The sequence below is a fragment of the Faecalibacillus faecis genome, assembly GCF_003024675.1.
GTDB classification, from domain to species: domain Bacteria; phylum Bacillota_I; class Bacilli_A; order Erysipelotrichales; family Coprobacillaceae; genus Faecalibacillus; species Faecalibacillus faecis.
This window is the reverse complement of record NZ_PYLP01000002.1, coordinates 201,515-227,365: the sequence shown is the minus strand read 5'-3', so window position 1 is coordinate 227,365 and position 25,851 is coordinate 201,515. Positions and strand designations below refer to the sequence as shown.

The window sequence follows — 25,851 nt, the reverse complement described above, 5'->3', positions numbered from 1 at the left end:
AATGTTAACAGGAAAACAAAAAAGATTTTTAAGACATGAAGCACATCATTTAAATGCTATTTTCCAAATTGGAAAAGATGGTCTTCATGAAACACAAATTATTGGAATTGATGAAGCACTTGAATCAAGAGAACTTATAAAGGTAAAAATTTTAGAAAGTTGTCAACAGGATAAAAATGAAATTGCTAGTGAGTTATCTTTAAAACTTGATGCAGAAATTGTCCAAATTTTAGGGCGCACAATTATTTTATATCGTGAAAGTGAAAAGGAAATTTATCGTTTACCATGAAAATAGGAATTATTGGTGGTTCGTTTGATCCTTTCCATTTAGGACACAAACGTATTATTAATGAAACAATTTCTAAATTAAATCTTGATAAGATGCTCATTATGCCAACAAAGCACAACCCTTGGAAAGATGATTGTGTTGCTAATGACAAACAACGTATTGATATGATTCATTTGACAATGGAAGGAAACAAACAATATGAAATATCTCGTATTGAACTTGATAATCCAACAAATGAAAAAAATTATACGATTGATACAATTAAAACTTTAAAACAACTTTATCCAAGTGATGAACTTTATTTTATTATGGGAATGGATCAAGCAAGTCAATTTGACAAATGGAAGTGTGCTCAAGAAATTTCTCAAGAAGTACAACTCGTTGCTTTCGGTAGAGTTGGCTATCAAATAAATGAAAATATAAATACATATCATTTTAAATTCATTGAAACAAAAGAAACAGATGAATCGAGCACCGCTTTGAAAAAAGGAAAAAGAAATGTTGTAGATAAAAAAGTTCTTATGTATGCTTTTCGACATGGACTCTATTTAGAAAACTTTGTAAGAAAATATATGTCTAAAAAGCGTTTTGATCATACCTGTTCCGTAGCTAAACTTGCAAGAAAATTTGCAAACTGTAATGGGGTAGATGGAACAAAGGCATATATTGCTGGAATGCTTCATGATATTGCTAAAGAAATGGATCGTGATGAAGAAATGCATTTAATGAAGGAATACTATCCTCAATTTGTCTTAAAACCAAGACCAATTTATCATCAATGGCTTTCTACTTATTTAGCTAAGAAAGATTTTTATATTGAAGATGAAGCTATTTTGCAGGCAATTACCAATCATACAACGGCTTCGATGGAAATGTCTAAACTTGATATGTGTGTTTATTGTGCGGATAAATTAGATCCTTTAAGGGGATATGATTCTTCCAAACAAATTGCTTTATGTAAAGAAGATATTTTAGAAGGATTTAAAGGTGAATTAGTTAATTTTTATAATTTTTCTAAAGAAAAAAATAGAGATATTGATGAATGTTTTTTTGATGTATATCAAAAGTATTGTAAAGGAGATTGTAATGAATAAATTAAAAACTATTGTTAAAGTATTAGATGAGAAACTTGCAAATGATATTACTGTTATTGATATGTCAATTGATAGTCCAATTTGTGATTATTTTGTTATTGCAAGTGCAAGTAATGAAAGATTATTATTAGCTTTAAAAGATCATATTGAAGAAGCTTGTGATAAAGAAGGATATTTTGTTAAAAATATCGAAGGTAGAAAAAATAGTAAATGGATTTTAATGGATTATGGAGATATTATTGTTCATTTATTTGATACTGAAGAAAGAAAAAATTACGGGATTGAAAAATTGTGGTCTGATAAACCCGTTATTTCGATTGAGGATATTTTATAATGTCTTATGAAGCTTTTGCTTATTACTATGACAGTTTGATGGATCAAGAGTTTTATAATGATTACATACAGTTTATCAACAAACATGTAAAAAAATATCAAACTGTTTTAGAACTTGGCTGTGGAACAGGAGAAATTGCAATTCGTTTAGCACACTTAGGGAAAAATGTTTGTGCAACAGATATTTCAAAAGATATGCTCGAGGTTGCTAAATATAAGTGTATTGATTTTAAAGTAGATGTTATGCTTTCACGTGTTGATATGTGTGATTTTGTTGTTGATACAAAGCTTGATTTAATTTTATGTTTATGTGATTCTTTAAATTATGTAACAAATTTAAAAGATGTTAAAAATGTTTTCCAAAATACATATGATGCCCTAAAAAAAGATGGTACATTTATCTTTGATGTTGATTCAATGTATAAAATGGAAAAAATTTTAGCTAATTATGATGAAGAAAATGATGATGAAGATTTTTATTTTCATTGGCATGTTGATCATTTAGAAAAAGGGTCTGTCAAACATAGTGTAGAAATCATTGATAAAGTTAATCAAGAACGTGTTTATGAAGAACATTCACAAAAAACCTTTGATATCGAAATTTATCGTGATTTACTTGAAAAAGTAGGATTTAAAGAAATCGAAGTTTATAGTGATTTTAACGTATATAATGAAGAATGTGAAAGAAATATTTTTGTTTGTAAGAAAGGATAAACTATGATTGGAATAATTGGTGCAATGCAAGAAGAAGTTTCAGCTTTATTGAATAAAGCTGAAATAACAAAAGAAAATAAACTATTAGATACTGTTTTTTATGAAGGCATTATTGAAGGAAAAGAAGTTGTTATTTTACAAGGTGGAATTGGTAAAGTTAATTCAGCAATTTGCGTTTCTCTTCTACTTACAAATTATGACATTGATTATGTTATTAACATTGGTTCTGCTGGTGGATTAAAACAAGAACAAAATGTTGGAGATGTGGTTGTATCAAATGCGGTAGCCTATCATGATGTTGATTTATCTGCTTTTGCAAGACCACAAGGTGAATTACCAGATTTACCTCGTTTTATTTCTGCAGATAAAGGACTTGTAAAAAAGGCATCTCAAATTTTAGATGGTATGGGTATTCAAGAAAATGTTGGTCTTATTGTATCGGGAGATCAATTTATCAGTCAAGAAAATCAGGTGTCTAAAATAAAGAATGATTTTCCAGAAGCTTTGTGTAGTGAAATGGAAGCGGCATCTGTAGGACATACATGTTATAAATATAATATTCCATTTATCATTACACGCTCACTTTCTGATGTTTTTGGTAAAGGGGCTTCGTCTATTCAATTTGACGAATATTTAAAAGTAGCAAGTGAGCAATCAGCACGTTTATGTATTGAACTTATTAAAGATTAAGGATACTCTTTATGAAAAAAGAAGATATAGAATTACTAGCTCCTGCAGGAAGTTTTGATGCTTTAAAAGCGGCTGTTCAAAATGGAGCCAATGCCATTTATTTAGGTGGCCAAAAATTTGGTGCACGAGCTTTTGCACATAATTTTGACTATGAGGCTTTGAAACAAGCAGTAAATTATTGTCATCTTAGAAATGTGAAATTATATGTTACAGTTAATACACTTTATACAAATCAACAAATTGAAGATATTATATCTTATATTCAGTACTTATATGAAATCAACGTAGATGCTTTAATTATTCAAGATATGGGTCTATTTCATTTAATAAAAAATAATTTTCCTGATATTGAAATACATATGTCTACGCAAGCTAGTGTACGAAACCTAGAAGGGGTTAAATACTTTGAAGAACAACAGGTTGATCGCGTTGTTTTAGCTAGGGAAATGTCTATCAAAGAAATTTCTGAAATTTGTCATAATTGTGATATTGATATTGAAGTTTTTGTTCATGGTGCTTTATGCATGTCATATTCAGGACAATGTTTAATGTCTTCAATGATTGCAAAACGTAGTGGGAATAAAGGAGAATGTGGACAACCTTGTCGACTTCCTTATCAATTAAAAGAAGATAATAAAATTGTTTCCTTACATGATTGTTATCTTTTATCTCCTAAAGATTTATGCAGTATTGAAAATGTTGATCAGCTTATTGAAGCAGGTATAAAATCATTTAAAGTAGAAGGGCGTATGAAACGTCCAGAATATGTTGGCGAAGTTATAAAAGCTTATAGAAAAGCGATTGATACTTATTTTTTAAAACAAAAAAAATCTGTTGAAACAGATATATTAAATATGAAAAAGGTTTTCAATAGAGGATTCACTAAAGGATTTTTATTTAATAATTCTTTAGAACTTGCTAAAAAAATACCTGGTAACCAAGGTGTTAAAATAGGCAAAATGGTTGAATATTCTCCAAAGAAAAAACTTCTTCAAATTTTATTAGAAGAAGAACTTTATCAAGGAGATCGTATTTATTTTCCTAAAGATGATTTTACAAGAAGTATTACAAAACTATACAAAAAGGGAAAACTTGTAAATCATGGTAAAAAGGGTGATCTAGTTGCAATTGAATTAGATACACGTTTAAAAATGCAAGATGTTTTTAGAGTTGTTGATTCAAAGATTGTTAGTCAAACAGAGCAATTTTTAAAACAAGAACATGTTAAACTTCCTGTTCAAATGTCACTAGATGGTGTGATTCATTCGCCAATTACTCTAACTTTAACTTATAAAAAAGAGAAGGTTACTGTTAAGAGTGATGCAATCATCGAAGAAGCCTATAAAACACCGTTATCAAAGGAAAGAATTTTAGAACAATTATCTAAATTAGGAAATACAACTTTTACTTTAGATATAATTCGTATTCATTTCCCTGAAAATGGAACTTTTCCAATTAAAGAACTTAATAACTTAAGACGTGAAGCAATTTCAAAATTGGAAACAGCACTTGTTGATAAAACAAGAGAAAGAAAAGATATTCATTTGCATAAATATCAATCAAAAAAACATGCCTTAAAAGGAATTGTTTTACAAGTAAATAATCTTTGTCAATTAGAAGGTATTGATTTAAGTGAAGTTAAAGAAGTATTTGTTCCATTTTATCAATATAAAGGCCAAAATGACAAATATGTGCCTTATGTTCCATTTTTATATGATGAAAATCAATTTAAAGAATTTCTAAATTCTGATTACTATCATTTGTGTAATAAAATACAAGTAAATGACTTTGGAGCACTTCATCAAATAAAAGATAAAGAAATTGTTTTAGGATATCATATGAATGTTAATAACAATTTGACAGCTATTGAATTTAATCAGTCTTTTGTTGTTCCTTATGAACTTTCAAAAAAAGATATTCAAGACTATTGTATTGATAAAGAAATTTACTTTACGGGATATTCACAAATCAAGAATATGAATATGAAACATTGTATTATTTCTGATTATCATTTTTCAAAGAAAGTAAAAAATTGTCAAATGTGTAAAAAACATCATTATTCATTGATTGATCGTAAATCAAAAGAATTTAAAATTATAACAGATAATTATTGTAATAATTACATTATTCATTCTCATCGTTTTTATTTTGATCAGATTCAAACATTAAACGTAGATTATTTACTACTTAATTTTATTGACGAATCTCATGATGAAATAGAAAGAATTATTGTCGATTTTAAATCTATTATTCAAGGAAATAAAAGCATAGAAAAAAGAAAGTATGACACTTTTTTAGGTTATTTTTCAGATTAATCACTTTTTTGATATTTTCTATTTGTTAGAAATAAAAAGAGTTTTTTATATTTTTAATTTGTAATTGAATGTAATTCATGAAAATGCTAAAATTTTTGTAAGGAGGATCGGTGATTATATGGCAATAGATATTGAATTAGCGAAACGTTTACGCTCATATCGTAATTTTAAACACTTAACACAAAAAGATGTAGCAATGCATCTTAATGTTCCTCATTCAGCAATTTCAGATATAGAAAATGGTAAACGTGATATTACAGTTAGTGAATTAAAAGTTTTTTCTAATTTATATGGAAGAAGTGTCGAGGAAATAATTAGTGGCAAGAAATATGATTATTACAACATTGCCAATATCGCACGTCTACTTACTGAACTTACAGATGACGACTTGAAAGAAGTAATGTTTATTATTGAATATAAAAGAAAAAGAAATGAAGAACGTCAAAAAAATAAATAAAAAATTCAAATTATTTAGCAAATAATTTGAATTCATTTAAAATATCTTGATCTTTATCGATAACAGATTGAGGTATTTTTTTTAATGTTCTAGAATCATAAAAAGTAACTTCTATTTTATGGTTGATTTCAACAATTGCATAGCTTCCACATTCACTTAATCCCCGATTAAACATGATACTTCCAGGATTAACGAAGAGAATGTTTTCAAATTTTTCAATATGTGGAACATGCGTGTGTCCATGAAAACATATTGAAAAATTTTTTTTGTTGATATACCTTGATAGTTCATCATACCCTTTGTAGACATGAAAAGTGTGACCATGACAAATAAATATTTCACCCAAAGGTGTTTTAAAAGTCATTTCTAATGGTAAAAAATCTTCATCATGATTTCCTTGAACAATAACATCAAATAATTTTAAAAAAGAACTTTTTTTATCAAAATGACAATCTCCGCAATGAATTGCAGCATCATAAGTTATATTTTTTAAAACAAATTCTAATTCTTCATCATATCCGTGACTATCACTTACAACAAGTAGTCTCATAAAAAACCTCCAATATATCAATATAAAATATATTATACATTTTTTTATAAAAAAATCCATTTTCTGAAATAGAAAAAATAAGCGGAAAGGGTTTACATTTATTTCTATAATTGGTAAAATAAGTTTAGTTAAGAAATGAGAAGGAGTGTTAAAAAATGAAACAAATTTTATTAGTTTGTTCAGCTGGTATGTCTACTAGCTTATTAGTAACAAAAATGGAAGGTGCTGCTAAAGATGCAGGTTATGAAGCAAAAATCTTTGCATTACCATTTTCTGATGCACCAAGAGTATTAGAAGATGTTGATGTTATCTTACTTGGCCCACAAGTTAGATTCCAAAAAGGTGCTATTGAAAAATTAGCAGCTGGTCGTAAAAAAGGACCTATCCCAGTTGAAGTCATTGACATGAGAGATTATGGTACAATGAATGGTAAAGCTGTTTTCGAAATGGCTAGAAAATTAATCGGAGATTAATTAAATAAAATATATTAAAAAAGATTATTTTAATAATCTTTTTTATAAATTAGTTAAGGAAGGTATTAAATATTATGAAAAAAATTATGTTAGTATGTGCTGCAGGTATGTCTACTAGTTTATTAGTAACAAAAATGGAAAAAGCTGCTGCTGCAATGGGAGATGAAGTAGAAATCTTCGCATTACCTATTTCTGAAGGTGAAAAAAGAGTTGGAGATGTAGATTGTATTTTACTTGGCCCACAAGTTAGATTCCAAAAAAATACCATTGAAAAAGCTATGGATGCTGCTGGTGTAAGCAAACCATGTGACGTAATCGATATGAAAGATTATGGAATGATGAATGGTGAAGCTGTTTACAAAAAAGCTAAAGCTATGATGGGTGAATAATTTCATTTATAAAGGTGGCTGGTTGACAGTCACTTTTTTTACCCTTTTTTATTTTTAAAAGCTATGATATAATAACTAAAAATATAAAAATAGGGGGATACTTTATGGAAAAAGGCATTATTACTGTTGTAGGTGAGGATCAGGTTGGTATTATTGCGAAAGTATGTACATATTTAGCAGAAAACAAGTTAAATATCTTAGATATTTCGCAAACAATTATTCAAGGATACTTTAATATGATGATGATTATTGAATTACAAAACTCATCAAAGGATTTTGGGCTTATTTGTGATGAGCTTGAAAATTTAGGAAAAGAAATTGGTGTGAATATTAAATTACAACATGAAAATATTTTCAATAAAATGCATCGTATTTAAAGGAGAAGAAGAATGATTAATTTATTTGAAGTCACAGAAACAAATAAAATGATTGAGCAAGAAAATTTAGATGTTAGAACAATTACTATTGGTATAAGTTTGCTCGATTGTATGGATCACGATATTGATGTTTTATGTCAAAATATTTATAAAAAAATTACTAGTATAGCAAAAGATCTTGTAAAAACAGGTGAAGAAATTGAAAGAAAATACGGTATTCCAATTGTAAATAAACGTATTTCTATTACACCTATTGGTTTTGTTGGAGCAAATGCATGTAAATCGCCAAAAGATTTTGTTAAAATTGCAAAAACTCTTGATCAATGTGCCCATGAATTAAAAGTTAACTTTATTGGGGGATATAGTGCTATTGTATCTAAAGGGATGACAAATGCAGAAAAAATGCTAATTGAATCTATTCCTGAAGCAATGAAAGTTACACAAAACGTATGTAGTTCTGTTAATGTTGGATCAACAAAAACAGGTATAAATATGGATGCTGTAAAAATGTTAGGGAAAATTATTAAAGATACTGCAGAAATTACAAAAGAAGATGACTCAATTGGATGTGCTAAACTAGTTGTGTTATGTAATGCACCTGATGACAATCCATTTATGGCAGGTGCCTTTCATGGTGTAAGCGAAGCGGATTGTATTATTAATGTTGGGGTCAGTGGACCAGGTGTTGTTAAAAATGCTATTAATAAATGCAATGGAAAAGATTTTGGTGAGTTGTGTGAAACTATTAAAAAAACTGCATTTAAAATCACTCGTGTTGGTCAATTAGTTGCTCAAGAAGCATCAAAGATGCTTAATATTCCATTTGGAATTATTGATTTATCTTTAGCTCCAACACCTGCCGTTGGTGATAGTATTGCTGATTGTTTAGAAGGAATGGGTTTAGCTTCTGTTGGTGCTCCTGGTACAACAGCTGCACTTGCCATTTTAAACGATCAAGTTAAAAAAGGTGGCGTTATGGCTTCTTCATATGTAGGTGGATTAAGTGGTGCTTTTATCCCTGTAAGTGAAGATCAAGGAATGATCAATGCCGTTGAAAGAGGAGCACTTACACTTGAAAAATTAGAAGCAATGACTTGTGTGTGCAGTGTAGGATTAGATATGATTGCAATTCCTGGAAAAACTTCTGCTACAACAATTTCTGGTATCATTGCTGATGAAATGGCTATTGGTATGATTAATCAAAAAACAACGGCTGTTAGAATTATACCAGTTGCTGGTAAAGATGTTGGTGATACTGTTGAATTTGGTGGATTATTAGGTTATGCACCAATCATGCCAGTAAATAATTTTGATTGTTCTGAGTTTATTAATCGTGGAGGAAGAATCCCTGCACCAATTCATAGTTTTAAAAATTAGAGTTTTACTCTAATTTTTTTCTATAAAAAAATATTGACGATAATAAATTCGCATTATACAATAAAAACATCACGTGGGGGTATATTATGATTCATCAAGATAGAGAATTACATGAAGAATGCGGTGTTTTTGGTGTTGTAGGACATCAAGATGCAGCTCAAATTTGTTATTATGGTTTACATAGTTTACAACATAGGGGGCAAGAAGCTGCTGGTATTTGTTGTGAATGTAATGGTAAAATGAATATTTATAAAGGTGAAGGCCTTGTAACTGAAGTTTTTGATCAAGATAAATTGAAAAATTTAAATGGTAATGTTGCAATTGGACATGTTCGTTATTCAACTGCTGGTGGTGGTGGTTTATCTAATGTACAACCATTTGTTTTCCGCACAATGGAAGGTTCAATGAGTATTTGTCATAATGGAAATTTAGTAAATGCAAATATTTTAAAACAAGAATTGGAAGATCAAGGAAGTATTTTTTCTTCTACTTCAGATACAGAAGTTTTAGGCCATTTAATTAAAAGACAAGAAGGACATATGATTGATCGAATCTGTGCTTCTTTAGATAAATTAGATGGTGCATTTGCCTTTTTAGTTATGCTTGAAGGACGTATTTATGCAGCAAGAGATAAATACGGTTTAAGACCTCTTTCTATTGGAATATTATCTAATGGTGCTTATGTGTTTGCATCTGAAACATGTGCTTTAGATGTTATTGGTGCTAAATTTGTACGTGATGTAGAACCAGGTGAAATTGTTCGTGTAAAAGATGGCAAATTACTTAGTAAAACTTATACAAAAGATTCATTACAAGACAAAATTTGTGCAATGGAATACATTTATTTTTCTAGACCTGATAGTAATTTAGATGGTATTAATGTACATACAACACGTAAACTTGCAGGTAAACAACTCTATTATGAAAATCCTATTGAAGCAGATGTTGTTATCGGAGTTCCTGATTCCTCTATTTCAGCTGCTATCGGTTATGCTGAAGCTTCAGGTATTCCTTATGAAATGGGACTTGTAAAAAATAAATATGTTGGAAGAACATTTATTCAACCTACACAAGAAATGAGGGAACAAGGTGTTCGAATGAAACTTTCTGCTGTTTCCTCTATTGTAAGTGGGAAAAAAGTTGTTATGATTGATGATTCAATTGTAAGAGGAACTACATCAAAAAGAATTGTAAGACACTTAAAAGATGCGGGAGCAAAAGAAGTCCATGTTCGTATTGCTTCACCAGCAATTAAATTTCCTTGTTTTTATGGGGTAGATACTTCTACCATCGAAGAACTTATTTCAAATAAAATGTCTGTGGATGAATTATGCGAATATATTGAAGCAGATAGTTTAGCGTTCATTAGTGAAGAAGGACTTCATAAATCAATTCATTTCGATCATCAAAAATGTGGATTATGTATGTCATGTTTTAATGGGAATTATGTAACAAATTTATATGATTCCTTTGATAAAGCAAACAAATTTGAAAAATAACTGATTAGTGAAAGGAAGGCTGTTGGAAATAACAGCCTTTTTTGTATACTCTAAAACCCCTAAATAGTCTAGGGGTTCCGTGAAGCTTTAGCGATGAATAAAGAAACTCCTTGTATTATAATAAGATTGCGACCTGCAAACTGCAAAAAAATTAAATACAAGGAGAAAAGGGAATGAATCAAATAAATGATAACAATTCCATGTAGATACAGTAAGAAAGAATACAAAAAAGATCAATGAGTATATAACAAATCAAATACAAGAGAATAGAATGTCTGAACAAATGCGAATGGAATTTAACGACCCTTTTAAGGGGAGAGAAGCGACAGTAAGCAAGTGTCAGGTCAGCAGAGGCCTAGGGGGCTTAAGCGAGATGCTGAGCCCTATGGGCGATGAAAGCAAAACCACCAGATTTTCTGGTGGATTACTTTTTTCATTTGTTAAAATTCGTCATTATACAACAAAATATTGCTTTTTTTGTGATAATTTTCTATAAAATTCACTCTAATTGTCGAATAATCCTAAATAAAAAAAGATAAAATAATTGTATTATTTGTTATAAAATATCCTTTTTGATAAAATTATAGATGCTGATAGAGATATTAAATTTTATTAGTAGGAAGGAGTGTTTATTATCGTGCTATCTGAATTAACAAATGTTTTACTCGCATTAAATGAAGTATCAAATCAAGCAATGTCATTTGATCAATACAAGTTAATCGAATGGAGATTGCAAAAAGAATTATGTCGTTTTGAAATGAAACATCCTGAATTAGAAATGAATCGTTTTATCAAAACATTAGAGGAAAATGATTTAGAATGGAGTATGAATGAAATGCATGCTGTAGATGTTTCAAAATTAAATTTAAAAGCTGTTTTAGCATTACTTGTTGGTATTTTTTGTTCAGAAAAATGTATTGAAGAATCTCAATATTCATTTTTTCAAGATAAAAAAATATTCCAATGTATAGAGAGATTAAAAATTTTAAATAGTTAGTATATAAAAGTGATAGAACGATAGTGTAAAATATTTTGTGTAAATTATGATTTTTCAATTATAGAAAATGGACATATTTCCTAGTAAAATTAAGTCGACCAAAACATTAATCTAAGGAGATATGCCCATGAACTATTTTACTACATCTTTGATGAAAAATCTAATTACTAATGACAATAATCTTCCTCTTTTTGAGGAAGCTCTTGAAAAATCTATCAATGAAATTCTTGAACACGAATTAACTTTATTTATAGATTATGAACGTTATGACAGAAGTAATAATGAAGATTATCGAAATGGAAGCTATATTCGTACATTCAATACTAAATATGGTGTACTCAATATTAAAATACCTAGAGATCGTTTAGGTCTATTTTATTCAAGTCTGCTTCCTAAATATTGTCGACATGATCATTCTACTGATCAAACAATCATTGATCTATTTGATAAGGGATTATCCAATCAAGATATTTCTAGTATTGTCAATCATTTATGCGGTGCTAGTTATTCTAAACAAACAGTAAGCAATATTACAGATAAATGCATAGAAAACATTGATAAATTCAAATCTAGACAGTTATCTAAAGAATGCGCTGTTGTTTATACGGATGCAACATGCATGGCCTTACGAAGAGATACTGTCGCAAAAGAAGCAGTGCATATAGCAGTTGGTATTACTGTTGAAGGCACAAAAGAGATTTTAGGATACTCTATAGCACCCAATGAATCTGCTGAAATTTGGAAAGAACTTCTAGAAGATTTCAAATCAAGAGGTTTAGAAAGTGTATCGTTATTTTGTACAGATGGCCTAGCTGGTATGGAAGAAGTTATTGAACAGACTTTTCCAACAGCTAAAATTCAAAGATGTCTAGTACATATATCTAGAAATATAGCAGCCAAAGTACGTGTAACAGATAGAAAAGAAATACTAGATGATTTCAAAGAAGTATATAATGCATCCAAATTAGAAGAAGCATTATCAAATCTTGAAACATTTACTTCAAAATGGAAAAGAAAATATCCTAGAGTAATTGATATTTTAGATAAAAATACGTATCTATTAACGTATTTTGATTATCCAAAGGAAGTAAGACATAGTATTTATTCAACGAATCTGATTGAAGGTTTCAACAAGCAACTTAAGAAGAAATTTAAGTTGAAGGAACAGTTTCCAACCGAAACATCAATGGAAAAATACTTAGTATCACAATTCAATCAATTTAATAGATAACAACTAACCTTATCTACTGAAAACTTAATTTACAGGAAATAAGAATTTACACAAGATTCTTGACACTATCGATAGAATATCCAAATTGAATTAAAGTATATATATTTATATAAAGTTTATAGTCTAAAAAGTTGATAATACATCACTAAAAGAGAGAGCTGCACTTAATATTTTATTAATAAAATATTAAGTGCTTTTTTGTGAATGTGAAAATAAATTTTATGTTTCTTTTTTTTATAACGTTTATTTGTAATCTTTTTACAAATAAACGTTATAAGTAGAATAAGAAATGAATTAAATATAAAATAAAAGTAAGGATTAAAAATAATTAAAGGAGAGATAATGAATATGAAAAAAATTATGTTAGTATGTTCAGCTGGTATGTCAACAAGTTTATTAGTGACAAAAATGGAACAATCTGCAAAAAAATTAGGGGATGAAGTAGAAATTTTTGCATTACCAATGTCTGATGGAATGAGTAGAATTCCTACTGTTGATTGTGTTTTACTTGGTCCACAAGTAAGATTTAATTTAGGTAAAATCAAAGAAGAAGCTGATAAAGTAAATCCTGGTCTTCCTGTTGAAGTTATTGATATGAAAGATTATGGTATGATGAACGGGGAAAAAGTTTACGCACATGCTAAAAAATTAATGGGTGCATAATTATTTTAATACACAGAGAATCATAAGTGGTTCTCTTTTTTTATGGCGAAAACTGCTATTTTTCCATAAGTGTTGTAATTAATGATAAGAAACAAACACACGTAAATTATCAAAAAAACTATATTATATTTATGTAACATATTCGCATATAAATATAACATAGTTTTTTACTATAATAAATTATTTAGAAAAGTAGACATGTTTTCTTATTAGGATGACTTCGCAATATGTCAATTTCATTTATATCCCTTATCTCTTAAACCTATTGATATTACTAGTGTTTGGAGGTATTTATATAGTTATAAAAAGTATATAAGTTTCTAAAGATAAGAGGGATACTTTTTAGCTAAAATTATTAAGTTGATATGTTGTTTTAAGCTGTTGTAAATTTAATCATTATAAGGGTATTAGCATATGTATATTAGAATAATTCTACGTTTCCCATTTTACGGAAACCTTTTCTTTGAAATAATATTATCGTTGTTTAAATAAAAATGCTACTAAATATTCTGTATAGAAAAATTTATATTTAGAAATTATACATATAGAATTGTCCAAATTAATAAAAATAATAGGTGTTTTTAATCAATTTTTAAAATTCATAAACAATTTATTTTTAATTAATGGAAATTTATCATTATGCAGATTTGTTAGTGTTAATATATTTTTAACAGAGTTGTAAGGGGTATGATAATTATGGGCACAGTAAAATTAATAGATATCTTAAAAATCATTAATAGAGATAATTCAATAATAATTAAAGATAATGGCAATGTGGTTTTTGAAGGTATGGTTAAAGATTCTGTAGAGGTTCTTAATAATATGTATAACAAATCTAACGGAGTATGGACCGATAATTATATATTAAATCATTCAAAGAATCTGATATTAATAACATAACAGAAATTGAAATTACAGAAAAAAACTTATAGCATCTAAGAGTAGAAAATCTATAAGTCTTTGATATGTTATATATATTAATTTAAGTACTGTATTTTGCAAGAATATTCATTCTTGCGTTTTACGCTTTTATGATAAAAGCTTACTTACCTTCATTGAGTATATGCCACTCGCCGTCCAAAGCATAACACGAAAAACCAGTATCATCATTTGAAAAATAGATTGGGACTCCGTTTCTATTTACAATTTCTAAACAGGAATTCGTGTATGAAATTTTATTTAAAAAGTCGCGACTATCATCGCTATTTAAAAAAGAAGAATCCCCTTTGTTTTTTGCAAATAAATTTCCGGAACGGTTTAAATTTATGCTTTTTTCTGAATCCACATCATAATCAGCTTCTGCAAAATACAACCTGTTAGAGTATGAAATTACATGTAATGCCGGTCTAGCATAGCTTGCAAAACTATAGGTACGAACCTGATATTCAATATTATAACCAACTAGCTCACCACGATTGTATGAATATTTGTCACTACATGTTTGTTTGATTGAAGTTATTCCAAATCGATTAAGACCTAATTTCTTTGCGATTTCTTTACTAGGGTCCGCTCCGTTTAATGTGTTGTCAAAACTTTCATCAAATTTATTAATCGCCTTCGCATAAGCATTACCAACAATACTTGCAACCCCAAAACCATTAACTTTACCTGTGACTTCATCCAATCCTTTAACACTACCAACAATTAAAAGTAATACAGCAATAACAATTACGATAATTGCTACGGATCCATATTCTTCGAAAAATTTTTTCATATATTAAGATATAAAATTTCCTTTCTTAAGATTTTACTCATAAAAAAGAATCCACTATACCTGCATGATACAAAAATCTTCGGGGGGGGGGGATATAGATTATATAACTTTTAGGACTAATTTCAAGAATAAAAATCCCGTTCATTGAAAAATTAAAATAAAAGAATAAAATATAAGAGGAGTAAAAAGATTGCTCTGATTAGTTTATCGTATTACATAGAAAAGTAATCACAAACTTTCCAGGCTGGTGATTACTTTTTTTCTTTTCAATCTTTTAAACGTTTTAAACTTTTTAAAAATAAGAAAATAAAAACGACCTGCTTATTTTCCTGTTTTCAAAATTTCTAATTTGTGGTAAAATTAATTTGCTGATGGCAAAAAACTAGTGTATTTAGCACTAGGATAGTTATCGTTTAAAATTAATTAAATCAAATTTGCGTCTAGTTTAAACAGCGCGAATATGACAGAAAAACTATATTAGAAAATAATTTATCAATCCAAAATTTTGAAGTGTAGAATATATTATTGCCGTTAGCAAAAAGGACATTAAGTTGTCCTTTTTATTTTTGCACCTTTTTCTAATTTTTAACTTTTTGTTTTACATCCTTCTTACTATTCTACTTAAATTCATATTCTTTTAAATTAATGATATTACAAAGACAGTAACATTTGACATTCCGGAAATATACAGATTAAGTCATACTATTGATGATAAATCATTAAAATATTTTGATGAAGAAACAAATATATTTAATCCAATTAGCATAAAAGATGGTGACAAGTTTAGAGCAGACCACAAAAAAGATGCTGAACAACAAGATATAGAAGATGGCGTATTAGATTATGTACATACTAAAACACAAGAAAAAATGGAAATGATTGTTCGTGCAAAATTCGATACTTATAAAGATTATAAAGTAAAATGTAATTTTACAAAACAAGATACCATCAAAGATAAACCAAAAACAAACTTTGCAGGGAAAACAATTAAAGAATAGAAAAAATAGCAGATAATTTCGTCTGCTATTTCTTTTTCGTGATTATATTATTCAACATACGGTGTTGCTTTTGAACCTTCTTCAAGTTTAATGTTTGATATTCTTACTGTGTCCATATCATAATCTCCGTTTTCAGCATCATATCTATTGGAATATACCAAGAGTTCGTAAGTGCTTGAAATTTCAGATGGGGTCGTGAAAGTTTTTGAATAATATTTTTTTACATTTTTAGTTTTAAAATTTGTTGCAAATAAATACCTATTTCTGATTATTCCACTCTAGTTGATCACTCATTCCGATTAGGTTGACCAACTATTCCGATGCACCTGACCATCTAAAAATCCTGACTGTATAATACCAGCCAGGACATATTTTTATCTGCTTCTCATTGACTTGTCACCTTTGATTTTTATTGTTTGTGATTTTGATACAATTCTATCCAATATAGCGTCAGCTAATGCACCTCCGCCAAGTTTACTGTGCCATCCTGCAACATCAAATTGAGAACATAGAATCGTTGAATGTACTCGATATCTTTTTTCTAATACTTCTAGAATATCTTGTTGTTCAATGTTGTTTGTCGTTACCAACAACCATTCGTCCAATATCAAAAGATCACATCTTTCATACTGTCTTATTTTATTTCTGTAAGTTCCTTATTTGTCCAAATCAACATTTCTTTATCTTCAATCTTAACTTTTATTATCAACAGTTCAAAAAAGAAATTGATAATTATTATAATAGTTTGGACTCGAAGCTATACAGAAATGAAGAAGCTGAAAAATCATTAAACAATATTAAGTATTATATTAGAACAAAATTAGAAATGGATGAATTGAAATTACACATGGATGATAATTCTATAAGTAATTTAATTTCTGAATATTCATCACTACAATTTTACAAAGACAATTATGAAAAAATAAGAAGAGAAATGGAACAATGGAACAATGGAAAAATAAAGAAATAAAACTTTAAACGAATATCTTAAGGCATTAAATATCGATATTAATGAATTGACTAATTATGAATTAGAAAGTTTAGAAAAAACAAATGAATATTATAATGATAAATTATCAGAATTAGAAGAATTTACGAAAAAGGTAAATTTTAATGGTATTTCTACTTCAAAAGTATTATCTGATGTTGGACTAGGTAAAAATGTTGCAAACACACATCCATGCATTGATAAATTCATTAACAAAAGAAACAAGGAACACAAAACGATTCTTAATGATTTTATCTACTATAAAACCAACAAAATCACTGAATTAGCAAGAGAAAACAAACTATTAAAAAATCATGATGTAGAACACATGTTATTAAAAACAGAATACGAACAATTACAAAAGCAATATAATGATTCACTTAAAGAAATCAAAAGATTACAAGGACTAGTTGTTAAGTACCAAAATGCAAATAGAAGTAAAAACAGTGCGTCATTAAACTAGATTACTAGAATGTTTTAATTGTTTATATGATGTTATAAAAATATAAAAAGATGCAGTATTTTCAAAATAATTAAGGGATAAATCTCAACTGTTTTGAATGCTGCATCTATACATTTTAATTTTTATAAATATAAGAAATGTGTTGTGTTTTCTTATGTTTTTAAGATAAATTTAAGATTTTTTTACATAAAACGCATTATGAATTCCTAAGATTTATCCCTCAGTTAAAGTTATACCACTTATGAGGGGCAATCGGTGGAACACTATACTGGGACTAGTGTTTGAGGCAAAGGGATAAAAATGGATACTTTATACTTCGCATAATGTATATTATGTAAATTTTATGTATTTTGAATTACATAGATTGTTGATATGACAAATGGAATAAGTGTTACTATAAATGTGCTTATAAATATAGTTTTATTGGTTTTGTTGATATTTTTAAGAATTGCAACACAACTCGATAAGTATAACAATAAATTTATAATATAAAATAGAATAATGATTATACTTATCTTTGTTTGTAATGCAAAAATGAATAGTAATACTGCAATAAAATCTGCAGCTAAAGCTGTAGTAATTATTTTTTTATTATTTGAATCCATTTTATTTCAATTTGGATAAAATGGATTTCCCAATTCCATTATATTTAACATCAAAATTATCACATATCGTAGCACCAATAATACCAAATGTATTTTCTTCATTTAATTGTTTATGATCTTTAAATTGTTTAGAATAAATGACTAATGGTACTTGTTCTCGAGTGTGATCTGTTCCTTTATATGTTGGATCATTACCATGATCAGCAGTAACCATAAGTAAATCATCATCTTTTAATTCATCAATAAGTATTTTTAATTGATTATCAAATGATTCAATTGCTTGACCATAACCAATTGAATTTCTACGATGTCCATACATTGCATCAAAATCTACTAAATTAATAAATGCAAGTCCATTAAAATCTTCATTTTTAGCAAGTTCAATGGTTTTATTCATTCCGTCTTCATTACTAACAGTTCTAATCTTTTTAGTAATTCCTTGATCAACAAAAATATCAGGTATCTTACCAACACCAATCACATCAAAATTATTTTCTTTTAAATCATCTAAAGCTGTTTTAGCAAATGGAGCAAGAGCATAATCATGTCTATTTGCAGTACGAGTAAATTGGCCTTCCCCACTACCTATATATGGACGGGCAATAACTCTACCTACTTTCCAACGATCATCCATAGCAATTTCTCTAGCAATTTCACATGCTTTATAAAGCTCATCTAATGGAATAATATCTTCATGCGCAGCAATTTGAAATACAGAATCAGCAGAAGTATAAACAATCCAGTCTCCAGTTTTCAATTGATGTTCACCATACATATCTAATATTTTTGTACCACTACATGCTATATTTCCAACACATTTACGTCCTGTTTTTTCTTCAAATAATTTAATAAATTCATCTGGGAATCCTGTATCAGTAAAAGTAATGAAAGGTTTTACTGTTTTTAATCCCATCATTTCCCAATGTCCAGTCATTGTATCTTTTCCATTCGATACTTCATTCAATTTCATTACATAGGCTTTTGGATATGAAATTTTATTAATTCCTTTAAAATCACCAAGTAAACCAAAGCCTAGCTTTTCTAATGTAGGTACATTTAAACCATCACATTTTTCACAAATATGTTGAACAGTATTTGTTCCCAAATCATCATATTTATCGGCATCTTTAGCATTTCCAATACCCATAGAATCACATACAATAACAAATATTCTTTTATAGTTCATTTTTATCGCTCTCCTTTTCAATGTTTTTATGACTTCTTAAATGAAATTTATTATAATCTTCTATCATTTTTTCATTTGATACGTGTGTATAGATTGTCGTTGTTGAAATATCACTATGTCCTAATAATTCTTGTATTGACCTTAAATCTGCACCATTTTCAAATAAATGAGTGGCAAATGTATGACGTAACGTATGAGGTGATATTTTTTTTTGAATAGAAGTTTTTTTTACTTCTTTTTGTAATATTGCATAAAAATCTTCTCTAGAAACTTTTTTTAAATGGTTATTAAAAAAAAGCAAATCAACATCTTTAAAATCCAATTTAGGATTTCTATAATCATAAATATATTTTCCCATAATTTTACAAACATAATCAGTTAAAGGAATAAGTCTTTCTTTGTCACCTTTTCCAATAACATTTAAGTATTTCATTTTCAAATTCAATTGATAGATCGTTAATGAAACAAGTTCTGATACACGTATTCCTGTTGCATAAAGCAATTCAAGCATTGCTCTATTTCTTGCGGAAATAAAATCATTCATTTCTATACTATTTAAAAGTATGTTTACTTCTTGTTTGCTAAGCACTGTTGGGAGCTTTTTTTGAGATTTTGGTAAATCAAAAGATTCCATAGGGTTACGTTCAATAATTTCTTCTTTTAATAGATATTTATAAAATGATCTTAATGAAACCATTTTTCTTGAGACGGTTGATGCAGATAAATGAGACAATGTTTTTAAATAAAAGCGGATATGTTCTTTGTGAATATCATCAATCTGATCAATTTGATGGTTTGCTTCTATATAATTAAAAAAAGCTTGTACATCTCTTATATAGTTTTCTATCGTACGTTCACTTGCATTTTTTTCTACAATCAAATATTGTTTAAATTCTAAAAGAGCATCTTTATTTTTCATTTAATCACCAAACATATTATAACATGTTGAATTGTTTTAATAAAATTATAAAATATATATTTTTATGAAACATGATAAAAATAGACATAAAACAACAATTATTAAATAGTTGAGCATATAATTTATTAAGAATTTTAATCTGAAGTTATCTTTTTGAATAAAAGTAAGCTTAAATGACTGTAAAGATAAATATGTTCCCATATACGATAAAATATAGCTTATTAGAAGTTCTAAAATAATTTGAGGAATAATGACAGCTATTATACTGTAAAACGTCTGAGATGAAAAATTTATACTTTTTAAAGAAAAAATAATACAACTTATACGATAGATTAATGAAAGTGAAATGATGGGTGCACCTATAAAACTGGTTGCAGAAAGAAAAACAATAACTATGTACACAGAGGTACAAAGTAAATAAGAATTAATAGGAACGGCTTTTGCATAAATCAATGTATAAAAAAGATGAGAAATGTTTATGTTTTTTCGTGTCATAAAAAAAACACATAGAAAAAAAATTGAATAGACAACATTAATGCATAAGTATTGATGTAAATATAATCTATTTTTACGAAAGAAAAAAGATATCATATAATTCCTCCCTACTGAAATATATGATATCTAATGTGAGTTATTCTTTTTTATTTAATAGCTGAGCTGCTGTCATCAATTTATAGTTGCTTTTATGATTTACATTTTTGATAAAATCTTCAATATGATTATTTGAAGATTTATGTTTAATATCTTCAAATAAATTCATTTGTTTTAAATATTTTGTTTGATTGATCGTATTATTCAATGAAACACCTAATAAACGAACAGGACGACCATCAAAGTTATTATCAAACAAGTATTTAACTGTGGAAATAATGGTTTCATACTCATTGGTATAATCGTTAATGAGTGTTTGTCTTGATACTGTTTCAAATCTTGAATATTTGAGTGTTATACCTATAGAGTTTGAAATAAGATTCTTATCTTTTGCTCTTTTAGAAACTTTCATTGTTAATTCTTTTAATGTGTCATTTAATACAACAACATCTGCTGTATCAAATTGTAGAGTGGTTGAATGTCCTACAGATTTTAATTCGCCTTTTTGATAGTTTACTTTACTTGTATCAATTCCATTAGCTTTTCTATAAAGCAATAAAGCATTTTTACCAATAATTTGCCTTAGTTTATTGTAATTATCATAATTAGCAACATCCCCAATCGTTAAAATACCAACTTCTTTTAATCGAGGTGCTGTTTTTTTACCAACCCCAAACATATCTGAAATATCAAGAGGCCACATTAATTCTTTATAATTGTGTCGATTTAAAACAGTGATTCCCATAGGCTTTTTCATATCGCTAGCCATTTTGGCCATAAATTTATTTGGAGAAATTCCAATAGAACATTTAAGTTTTAACTGTTCATAGACTTCATTTTGAATTTGTTTTGCTAGTAAAACAGGATTACTTGGATGTTTTGAAAAATAATCAGAAAAATCAACATAACATTCATCAATACTGGCAACTTCTAAAATAGAACTATAACTTCGTATAATTTCAAAAAAGCTTTGCGATAAATTTCTATACAAAGTAAAATTAACAGGCTTTATAACTAAATTTTTGCAAAGCTGTTTTGCTTGAAATAATGGCATAGCTGAATGAATACCATATTTTCTTGCCTCATAAGAGGCTGTTGAAACAATCGCTCTTCGACTATTTCCAGATATAACAAGTGGTTTTCCTTCCAATGTTGGATCGACAGAAACTTCAGCACTTGCATAAAAGGCATTTAAATCAATATGAAATATAATTTGCATTTAATCACCTCTTATGCATATTGTAACATATTTATGATTAAAAATAACGTTCTTTATGTGCTAACGCTGTTTTATGTGCTAGACGAAGTTTATCAGCAATCATTGCAATAAATTCAGAATTTGTTGGCTTTGATTTAGAAGCAGATACTGTATAACCAAAAATATCATCAATGGCTTCAGTATTACCTCGGTTCCAAGCAACTTCAATAGCATGTCTGATTGCACGTTCAACGCGTGATGAAGTGGTATTATAACTTCTTGCTATTTCAGGATAGAGCACTTTTGTAACTTGTCCTAATATATCAATGTTATAATAAGTTGTCATGATTGCACTTCTTAAATACATATATCCTTTGATATGTGCAGGAATACCAACTTCATGTAAAATCTCTGTAATCTCATTTTCAATTTTGATCTTTTGAATTTTTTTATCTTCGTTTTTCTTATCGACTTCTAGCTCTGCTTTACTATTTAAAACCTTTTTTAAAACATCCATAAAGTAGTCAAAGTCGACAGGTATTTTGAAGCAGTAGCTCACATTTAATTTTTCAAGAGTACTACTTATTAAAGGGCTTGTGAAACTTGTAAGGCATATTGCGTGTTGAAAAGCATCTTTATTAATTTCATTTACTTTTTCAAGAACGCCAATACCATCAATATCCGATAGCATTAAATCGACGATTACTAAATCACATTTGTTTGTTTCAAAAAAAGTAATAGCATCGACGGCATGAGTTGCAGTTCCAATAATTTGGTAATTTTGTACTTTATTTATTTGCTTTGTAATTTTATCTAACAACTCACGATTTTCTTCAATAATATAAATTCTACTTTTATCCATGATTACCTCCCTATTCACCTACCAACACGTTTATTATATAAATTATTACAATTTATGTTTAGTTTTTATAAAAAATTTTTTTCATTTTTATTAATTTACTTATTTAGTTTTAGTGAAATACTAAAAATATCTACATATTTTTTTAAATATGCATTACAAATGTCGAATTTCGTAAAAAAGAGATGATAAAAACATCTCTTTTTACGAATTATTTATCATCCATTGGATAAACATTCCATATCCTTGCAAATTATTCTGTGAACTTGCATGTGTTATACAACCAATTAATTTATTATTTTGTATAATTGGTGAACCACTCATTCCTTGAACTATTCCATTGGTTAAATCAATAACATCTTGATCAATAAGTGTAAAATGAATGCCTTTTTCAGCTGGTTGATCTTGTTTTATAATCTGATCAATACGTATTTTACACTTTTTAATCTCATTATTTTTTAGAACCGTTAAAAAATAAGCATCTCCTGTTTTTATTTCTTCTTGTGATGCTGTTTGATATACATTATTTTTAGGTAAAGAGCCTACTGTTCCAAAGACACCATAATCATTATTTTTTTCAATTTTTCCAAGACTAGAATTTTGAATATTTCCAATTTTTTGTCCAATTTCTAAATTTGAACTTTTTTTAATAGAACTAATAGGCGCTTCATAAATATTACCTTGTTCAATAATATTTTCATTATCATTTAAACAATGCCCTAAACTTGCAAATTCATTTGTATCCATTCGATAGTAAGTAACTGTACCAATTCCTTTTGTACTATCTTTAACATAGAGACCCGTACTAAATTCATCCCCTTTTTTATAGATATCCATTTGAATTGGTATTTGTTTACCTTCTCTTTCAACTATAAAATGAACTGTATTTGTTGAAAGTGCTTTTATGCTATTTGTGAGTTCTTCAATTGATGTTACTTTTTGATTTTCTACTTCAATGATTAAATCATTAATTTTAAAATAACGAGATGGATCAATTATTTGTTGATTTACTTCAATATCATAAAAACCTGTGATACAAATAGCATCATAATTTAAAACAATACCTATTGATTCTCCACCAATCATCACATCAAGACCATAAATTTGAGTGATACACATTATGGATAATAAACATATAACGAGGGAAATTGTAAGCTTTTTAAAAAGCATAGATACCTCCTGTAGTCAATAGACTACATTTGAGTTTGGCATCTATGCTTTTTATTATACATTATTTTTTTTAAGTTGTTTTGCATGAGCTATGGATTGTTCAGTAATTTCTTTACCAGAGATCATTTTAGCAAGTTCGATAATACTGTCTTCATCACTTAAAATAGTTATTTTAACATTTGTATCATTGCTTTTTAATTGCTTACTTATTTGAAGATGATGATTAGCAAAACAAGCAACCTGGGCTAAATGTGTAATACAAATTACTTGTTGATTTTTTGAAATTTCTTTCATGATTTTTCCAATGCTTTCAGCAACTTTACCACTTACACCAGTATCAGCTTCATCAAATATAATTGTATTATTTTCATTATGCTGACATGCTGTTTTAATAGCAAGCATAATACGTGATAATTCTCCTCCTGAAGCAATTTTTTGTAACGGTTTAGCAACTTGCCCTACATTTGTAGAAACAACAATACAAACAGAATCCATACCGTTTTCTGTTAAATTTGTTTTTTCAAATTGAAATTTAAAATCAACCTGAGGTAAATAAAGATCTTTTAAGATCTCTTTTACTTCATTTTCTAATATAAGAGCATTTTCTTGACGTAATTTTGAAATATCTAAAGCAATTTTAAATGCATTTTCTTGATTAGTTTTAAGTTTGCTTTCAAGAGTTGAAATAACACTCTCTCTGTTTTCAAAATATTGTATTTTTTTATCAAGTTCAGCTCTAAAATCTAATATATTTTCTATACTTGCCCCGTATTTGCGTTTTAATTTATTAAGTTTAAAATAAGTATCTTGAACCTCATTATATCGTTCTTCGCTAAAGTTTGATAATTGAAGATAATCATAGATATCATCATTAATTCCTTCAATAGAATAATAAGCATCATATAATTGATCATGAAGGTCTTGTATTTTAGAACTATCTATAGATGCAAGTTCATTTAACCCATCTTTAAATAAAGACATCATTCCTTTAGAAGAATCCATAATATTTTTATACTGTGAAATATGTTTAGCATTTTTTTCAAAATTATTTAATTCATTTCTTTCTTTAATAAATTCCTCTTCATCAAAATCATCTAAATGAAGTTCATCAATTTCGTTTTTTTGTGAGAGATAAAAATCATATTGTTCATCTGATAATTCTTCATTTTTTAGCTGTTTATACTCTTTTTCTAGCTTTTTGTATTGATTAAAATTATTAAAATATTTTTCTTTTAAAATACTTAATTTTTTTCCACAATAATCATCTAAAACTTGTAAATGATAAGATTGCTTAAATAATTGGTGTGTTTCAAATTGTGAATGAATATCCACAAGATTTGACATAACTGTTTTCAATAACATTTGGGTTGTTGAACGATAATTAATTTTAATGCTTGATTTCCCATCCTTTGTAATCTTTTTAGAAACAATAAGTTGTGTATCACTTGGTATATGCATTTCATCTAGAAGTGTATTTATTTTTTCATTAGAAGTAAACACACCTTCAATATAGGCATAATCTCGATTTTCTTTAACGAAGTTTGGTTGCGTTCTTTGACCTAAAAGTTGTCCAATGGCATCAATAATAATTGATTTCCCAGCACCAGTTTCACCAGTTAATACAGTCATTCCTGAATGAAAATCAATTTGAATTTGGTTAATAATTGCAAAATTTTCAATGTACAAACTTTCAAGCATAAATTACACCTCCA

At 27.9% G+C, this 25,851-nt stretch carries 26 protein-coding genes and 3 pseudogenes; 20 read left to right on the top strand and 9 right to left on the bottom strand.

Annotation, left to right across the window (positions count from 1 at the left end; genetic code table 11):
• Nucleotide 1 precedes the first annotated feature (1 nt).
• The 7 genes from yhbY to C7U55_RS03145 all read left to right on the top strand — a co-directional run bounded on the left by yhbY (nt 2) and on the right by C7U55_RS03145 (nt 5,892).
• Nucleotides 2-289 (top strand): ribosome assembly RNA-binding protein YhbY, encoded by a 288-nt coding sequence (yhbY, locus tag C7U55_RS03175; protein ID WP_048923686.1) that lies wholly within the window; start codon nt 2-4, stop codon nt 287-289.
• Complete coding sequence (locus C7U55_RS03170; protein ID WP_106987307.1) at nt 286-1,383, top strand: nicotinate-nucleotide adenylyltransferase; 1,098 nt, start codon at nt 286-288, stop codon at nt 1,381-1,383. Before yhbY ends, C7U55_RS03170 begins: the two co-directional genes overlap by 4 nt.
• Nucleotides 1,376-1,717 carry a ribosome silencing factor gene (gene rsfS / locus C7U55_RS03165; RefSeq protein WP_106987306.1) on the top strand — a complete coding sequence of 114 codons (342 nt, stop codon included), beginning with the start codon at nt 1,376-1,378 and terminating at the stop codon, nt 1,715-1,717. The genes C7U55_RS03170 and rsfS overlap by 8 nt, the downstream gene beginning before the upstream one ends.
• Complete coding sequence (locus tag C7U55_RS03160) at nt 1,717-2,430, top strand: class I SAM-dependent DNA methyltransferase (protein ID WP_106987305.1); 714 nt, start codon at nt 1,717-1,719, stop codon at nt 2,428-2,430. Before rsfS ends, C7U55_RS03160 begins: the two co-directional genes overlap by 1 nt.
• 3 nt (nt 2,431-2,433) lie before the next feature.
• Nucleotides 2,434-3,120: a 5'-methylthioadenosine/adenosylhomocysteine nucleosidase gene (locus tag C7U55_RS03155; RefSeq protein ID WP_106987304.1), complete on the top strand. Its 687-nt coding sequence runs from the start codon at nt 2,434-2,436 to the stop codon at nt 3,118-3,120.
• A gap of 11 nt (nt 3,121-3,131) precedes the next feature.
• Nucleotides 3,132-5,435 (top strand): peptidase U32 family protein, encoded by a 2,304-nt coding sequence (locus C7U55_RS03150; protein ID WP_106987303.1) that lies wholly within the window; start codon nt 3,132-3,134, stop codon nt 5,433-5,435.
• 118 nt (nt 5,436-5,553) lie between these two features.
• Complete coding sequence (locus tag C7U55_RS03145) at nt 5,554-5,892, top strand: helix-turn-helix domain-containing protein (protein ID WP_048923690.1); 339 nt, start codon at nt 5,554-5,556, stop codon at nt 5,890-5,892.
• 10 nt (nt 5,893-5,902) lie between these two features.
• On the opposite strand, the gene C7U55_RS03140 is transcribed toward C7U55_RS03145, so the two are convergent.
• Nucleotides 5,903-6,442 carry a metallophosphoesterase family protein gene (locus tag C7U55_RS03140; protein ID WP_162297400.1) on the bottom strand — a complete coding sequence of 180 codons (540 nt, stop codon included), beginning with the start codon at nt 6,440-6,442 and terminating at the stop codon, nt 5,903-5,905.
• A gap of 155 nt (nt 6,443-6,597) precedes the next feature.
• Between C7U55_RS03140 and C7U55_RS03135 the strand changes: the two genes are divergently transcribed.
• From C7U55_RS03135 to C7U55_RS03095, 9 genes and pseudogenes are all read left to right on the top strand, one after another.
• Nucleotides 6,598-6,915: a PTS sugar transporter subunit IIB gene (locus C7U55_RS03135; RefSeq protein ID WP_048923693.1), complete on the top strand. Its 318-nt coding sequence runs from the start codon at nt 6,598-6,600 to the stop codon at nt 6,913-6,915.
• A 74-nt stretch (nt 6,916-6,989) separates the two neighbouring features.
• On the top strand, nt 6,990-7,304 hold the full coding sequence (locus C7U55_RS03130) for a PTS sugar transporter subunit IIB (protein WP_048923694.1): 315 nt from the start codon (nt 6,990-6,992) through the stop codon (nt 7,302-7,304).
• 104 nt (nt 7,305-7,408) lie between these two features.
• Nucleotides 7,409-7,681, top strand: a complete 273-nt coding sequence (locus C7U55_RS03125; RefSeq protein ID WP_106987301.1) for an ACT domain-containing protein — start codon at nt 7,409-7,411, stop codon at nt 7,679-7,681.
• Nucleotides 7,682-7,693: 12 nt separating this feature from the next.
• Nucleotides 7,694-9,058, top strand: coding sequence for a PFL family protein (locus C7U55_RS03120; RefSeq protein ID WP_106987300.1), 1,365 nt, complete (start codon nt 7,694-7,696; stop codon nt 9,056-9,058).
• 86 nt (nt 9,059-9,144) lie between these two features.
• Nucleotides 9,145-10,557 carry an amidophosphoribosyltransferase gene (purF, locus tag C7U55_RS03115; RefSeq protein WP_106987299.1) on the top strand — a complete coding sequence of 471 codons (1,413 nt, stop codon included), beginning with the start codon at nt 9,145-9,147 and terminating at the stop codon, nt 10,555-10,557.
• Between the two features lie 271 nt (nt 10,558-10,828).
• Complete coding sequence (locus C7U55_RS03110; RefSeq protein WP_106987298.1) at nt 10,829-11,053, top strand: hypothetical protein; 225 nt, start codon at nt 10,829-10,831, stop codon at nt 11,051-11,053.
• Between the two features lie 141 nt (nt 11,054-11,194).
• On the top strand, nt 11,195-11,554 hold the full coding sequence (locus C7U55_RS03105) for a hypothetical protein (protein ID WP_106987297.1): 360 nt from the start codon (nt 11,195-11,197) through the stop codon (nt 11,552-11,554).
• A 127-nt stretch (nt 11,555-11,681) separates the two neighbouring features.
• A pseudogene (locus C7U55_RS03100) lies at nt 11,682-12,779 on the top strand (IS256 family transposase); the annotation flags it as partial.
• 354 nt (nt 12,780-13,133) lie between these two features.
• Nucleotides 13,134-13,448, top strand: a complete 315-nt coding sequence (locus tag C7U55_RS03095) for a PTS sugar transporter subunit IIB (protein ID WP_106987354.1) — start codon at nt 13,134-13,136, stop codon at nt 13,446-13,448.
• Between the two features lie 1,042 nt (nt 13,449-14,490).
• On the opposite strand, the gene C7U55_RS03085 is transcribed toward C7U55_RS03095, so the two are convergent.
• Nucleotides 14,491-15,162 (bottom strand): hypothetical protein, encoded by a 672-nt coding sequence (locus C7U55_RS03085; protein WP_106987294.1) that lies wholly within the window; start codon nt 15,160-15,162, stop codon nt 14,491-14,493.
• Nucleotides 15,163-15,803: 641 nt separating this feature from the next.
• On the opposite strand from C7U55_RS03085, the pseudogene C7U55_RS14205 reads away from it, so the two are divergent.
• Nucleotides 15,804-16,037, top strand: a pseudogene (locus C7U55_RS14205) (DUF4230 domain-containing protein); the annotation flags it as partial.
• Entirely contained in the window at nt 16,038-16,160 is a 123-nt protein-coding gene (locus tag C7U55_RS14100) for a hypothetical protein (protein ID WP_275666242.1), read from the top strand. It begins immediately after the preceding pseudogene.
• Between the two features lie 374 nt (nt 16,161-16,534).
• On the opposite strand, the pseudogene C7U55_RS03075 reads toward C7U55_RS14100, so the two are convergent.
• Nucleotides 16,535-16,804, bottom strand: a pseudogene (locus C7U55_RS03075) (ATP-binding protein); the annotation flags it as partial.
• Between the two features lie 101 nt (nt 16,805-16,905).
• On the opposite strand from C7U55_RS03075, the gene C7U55_RS13440 reads away from it, so the two are divergent.
• On the top strand, nt 16,906-17,130 hold the full coding sequence (locus C7U55_RS13440; protein WP_146139605.1) for a hypothetical protein: 225 nt from the start codon (nt 16,906-16,908) through the stop codon (nt 17,128-17,130).
• 46 nt (nt 17,131-17,176) lie between these two features.
• The gene (locus C7U55_RS03070) at nt 17,177-17,611 is read left to right on the top strand and encodes a hypothetical protein (protein WP_106987291.1); all 435 of its coding nucleotides are present in this window, start codon (nt 17,177-17,179) and stop codon (nt 17,609-17,611) included.
• Between the two features lie 606 nt (nt 17,612-18,217).
• Here the strand turns inward: C7U55_RS03070 and C7U55_RS03065 are convergent.
• The 6 genes from C7U55_RS03065 to recN all read right to left on the bottom strand — a co-directional run bounded on the left by C7U55_RS03065 (nt 18,218) and on the right by recN (nt 25,837).
• Nucleotides 18,218-19,402 (bottom strand): phosphopentomutase, encoded by a 1,185-nt coding sequence (locus C7U55_RS03065; protein ID WP_106987290.1) that lies wholly within the window; start codon nt 19,400-19,402, stop codon nt 18,218-18,220.
• A complete protein-coding gene (locus C7U55_RS03060) occupies nt 19,392-20,321 on the bottom strand; it encodes a site-specific tyrosine recombinase (protein ID WP_106987289.1) in 930 nt (309 codons plus the stop codon). Before C7U55_RS03060 ends, C7U55_RS03065 begins: the two co-directional genes overlap by 11 nt.
• Before the next feature lie 631 nt (nt 20,322-20,952).
• Nucleotides 20,953-22,131, bottom strand: a complete 1,179-nt coding sequence (locus C7U55_RS03055) for a DNA polymerase IV (RefSeq protein ID WP_106987288.1) — start codon at nt 22,129-22,131, stop codon at nt 20,953-20,955.
• 37 nt (nt 22,132-22,168) lie between these two features.
• A complete protein-coding gene (gene spo0A / locus C7U55_RS03050; protein ID WP_106987287.1) occupies nt 22,169-22,972 on the bottom strand; it encodes a sporulation transcription factor Spo0A in 804 nt (267 codons plus the stop codon).
• Nucleotides 22,973-23,173: 201 nt separating this feature from the next.
• Complete coding sequence (locus C7U55_RS03045; protein WP_106987286.1) at nt 23,174-24,139, bottom strand: SpoIVB peptidase S55 domain-containing protein; 966 nt, start codon at nt 24,137-24,139, stop codon at nt 23,174-23,176.
• Between the two features lie 54 nt (nt 24,140-24,193).
• Nucleotides 24,194-25,837: a DNA repair protein RecN gene (gene recN, locus C7U55_RS03040; protein WP_106987285.1), complete on the bottom strand. Its 1,644-nt coding sequence runs from the start codon at nt 25,835-25,837 to the stop codon at nt 24,194-24,196.
• Nucleotides 25,838-25,851: the final 14 nt, after the last annotated feature.

Coding starts and splice junctions, on each gene's coding strand:
- C7U55_RS03130 (WP_048923694.1), top strand. CDS start 6,990: ATGAAAAAAATTATGTTAGTATGTGCTGCAGGTATGTCTACTAGTTTA.
- C7U55_RS03085 (WP_106987294.1), bottom strand. CDS start 15,162: ATGAAAAAATTTTTCGAAGAATATGGATCCGTAGCAATTATCGTAATT.
- C7U55_RS14100 (WP_275666242.1), top strand. CDS start 16,038: ATGATTGTTCGTGCAAAATTCGATACTTATAAAGATTATAAAGTAAAA.
- C7U55_RS03135 (WP_048923693.1), top strand. CDS start 6,598: ATGAAACAAATTTTATTAGTTTGTTCAGCTGGTATGTCTACTAGCTTA.
- C7U55_RS03095 (WP_106987354.1), top strand. CDS start 13,134: ATGAAAAAAATTATGTTAGTATGTTCAGCTGGTATGTCAACAAGTTTA.
- C7U55_RS03125 (WP_106987301.1), top strand. CDS start 7,409: ATGGAAAAAGGCATTATTACTGTTGTAGGTGAGGATCAGGTTGGTATT.
- C7U55_RS03045 (WP_106987286.1), bottom strand. CDS start 24,139: ATGCTTTTTAAAAAGCTTACAATTTCCCTCGTTATATGTTTATTATCC.
- C7U55_RS03150 (WP_106987303.1), top strand. CDS start 3,132: ATGAAAAAAGAAGATATAGAATTACTAGCTCCTGCAGGAAGTTTTGAT.
- purF (WP_106987299.1), top strand. CDS start 9,145: ATGATTCATCAAGATAGAGAATTACATGAAGAATGCGGTGTTTTTGGT.
- C7U55_RS03120 (WP_106987300.1), top strand. CDS start 7,694: ATGATTAATTTATTTGAAGTCACAGAAACAAATAAAATGATTGAGCAA.
- C7U55_RS03065 (WP_106987290.1), bottom strand. CDS start 19,402: ATGAACTATAAAAGAATATTTGTTATTGTATGTGATTCTATGGGTATT.
- C7U55_RS03140 (WP_162297400.1), bottom strand. CDS start 6,442: ATGAGACTACTTGTTGTAAGTGATAGTCACGGATATGATGAAGAATTA.
- C7U55_RS03055 (WP_106987288.1), bottom strand. CDS start 22,131: ATGCAAATTATATTTCATATTGATTTAAATGCCTTTTATGCAAGTGCT.
- recN (WP_106987285.1), bottom strand. CDS start 25,837: ATGCTTGAAAGTTTGTACATTGAAAATTTTGCAATTATTAACCAAATT.
- yhbY (WP_048923686.1), top strand. CDS start 2: ATGTTAACAGGAAAACAAAAAAGATTTTTAAGACATGAAGCACATCAT.
- spo0A (WP_106987287.1), bottom strand. CDS start 22,972: ATGGATAAAAGTAGAATTTATATTATTGAAGAAAATCGTGAGTTGTTA.
- C7U55_RS03110 (WP_106987298.1), top strand. CDS start 10,829: ATGTCTGAACAAATGCGAATGGAATTTAACGACCCTTTTAAGGGGAGA.
- rsfS (WP_106987306.1), top strand. CDS start 1,376: ATGAATAAATTAAAAACTATTGTTAAAGTATTAGATGAGAAACTTGCA.
- C7U55_RS03170 (WP_106987307.1), top strand. CDS start 286: ATGAAAATAGGAATTATTGGTGGTTCGTTTGATCCTTTCCATTTAGGA.
- C7U55_RS03160 (WP_106987305.1), top strand. CDS start 1,717: ATGTCTTATGAAGCTTTTGCTTATTACTATGACAGTTTGATGGATCAA.
- C7U55_RS03155 (WP_106987304.1), top strand. CDS start 2,434: ATGATTGGAATAATTGGTGCAATGCAAGAAGAAGTTTCAGCTTTATTG.
- C7U55_RS03060 (WP_106987289.1), bottom strand. CDS start 20,321: ATGAAAAATAAAGATGCTCTTTTAGAATTTAAACAATATTTGATTGTA.
- C7U55_RS03145 (WP_048923690.1), top strand. CDS start 5,554: ATGGCAATAGATATTGAATTAGCGAAACGTTTACGCTCATATCGTAAT.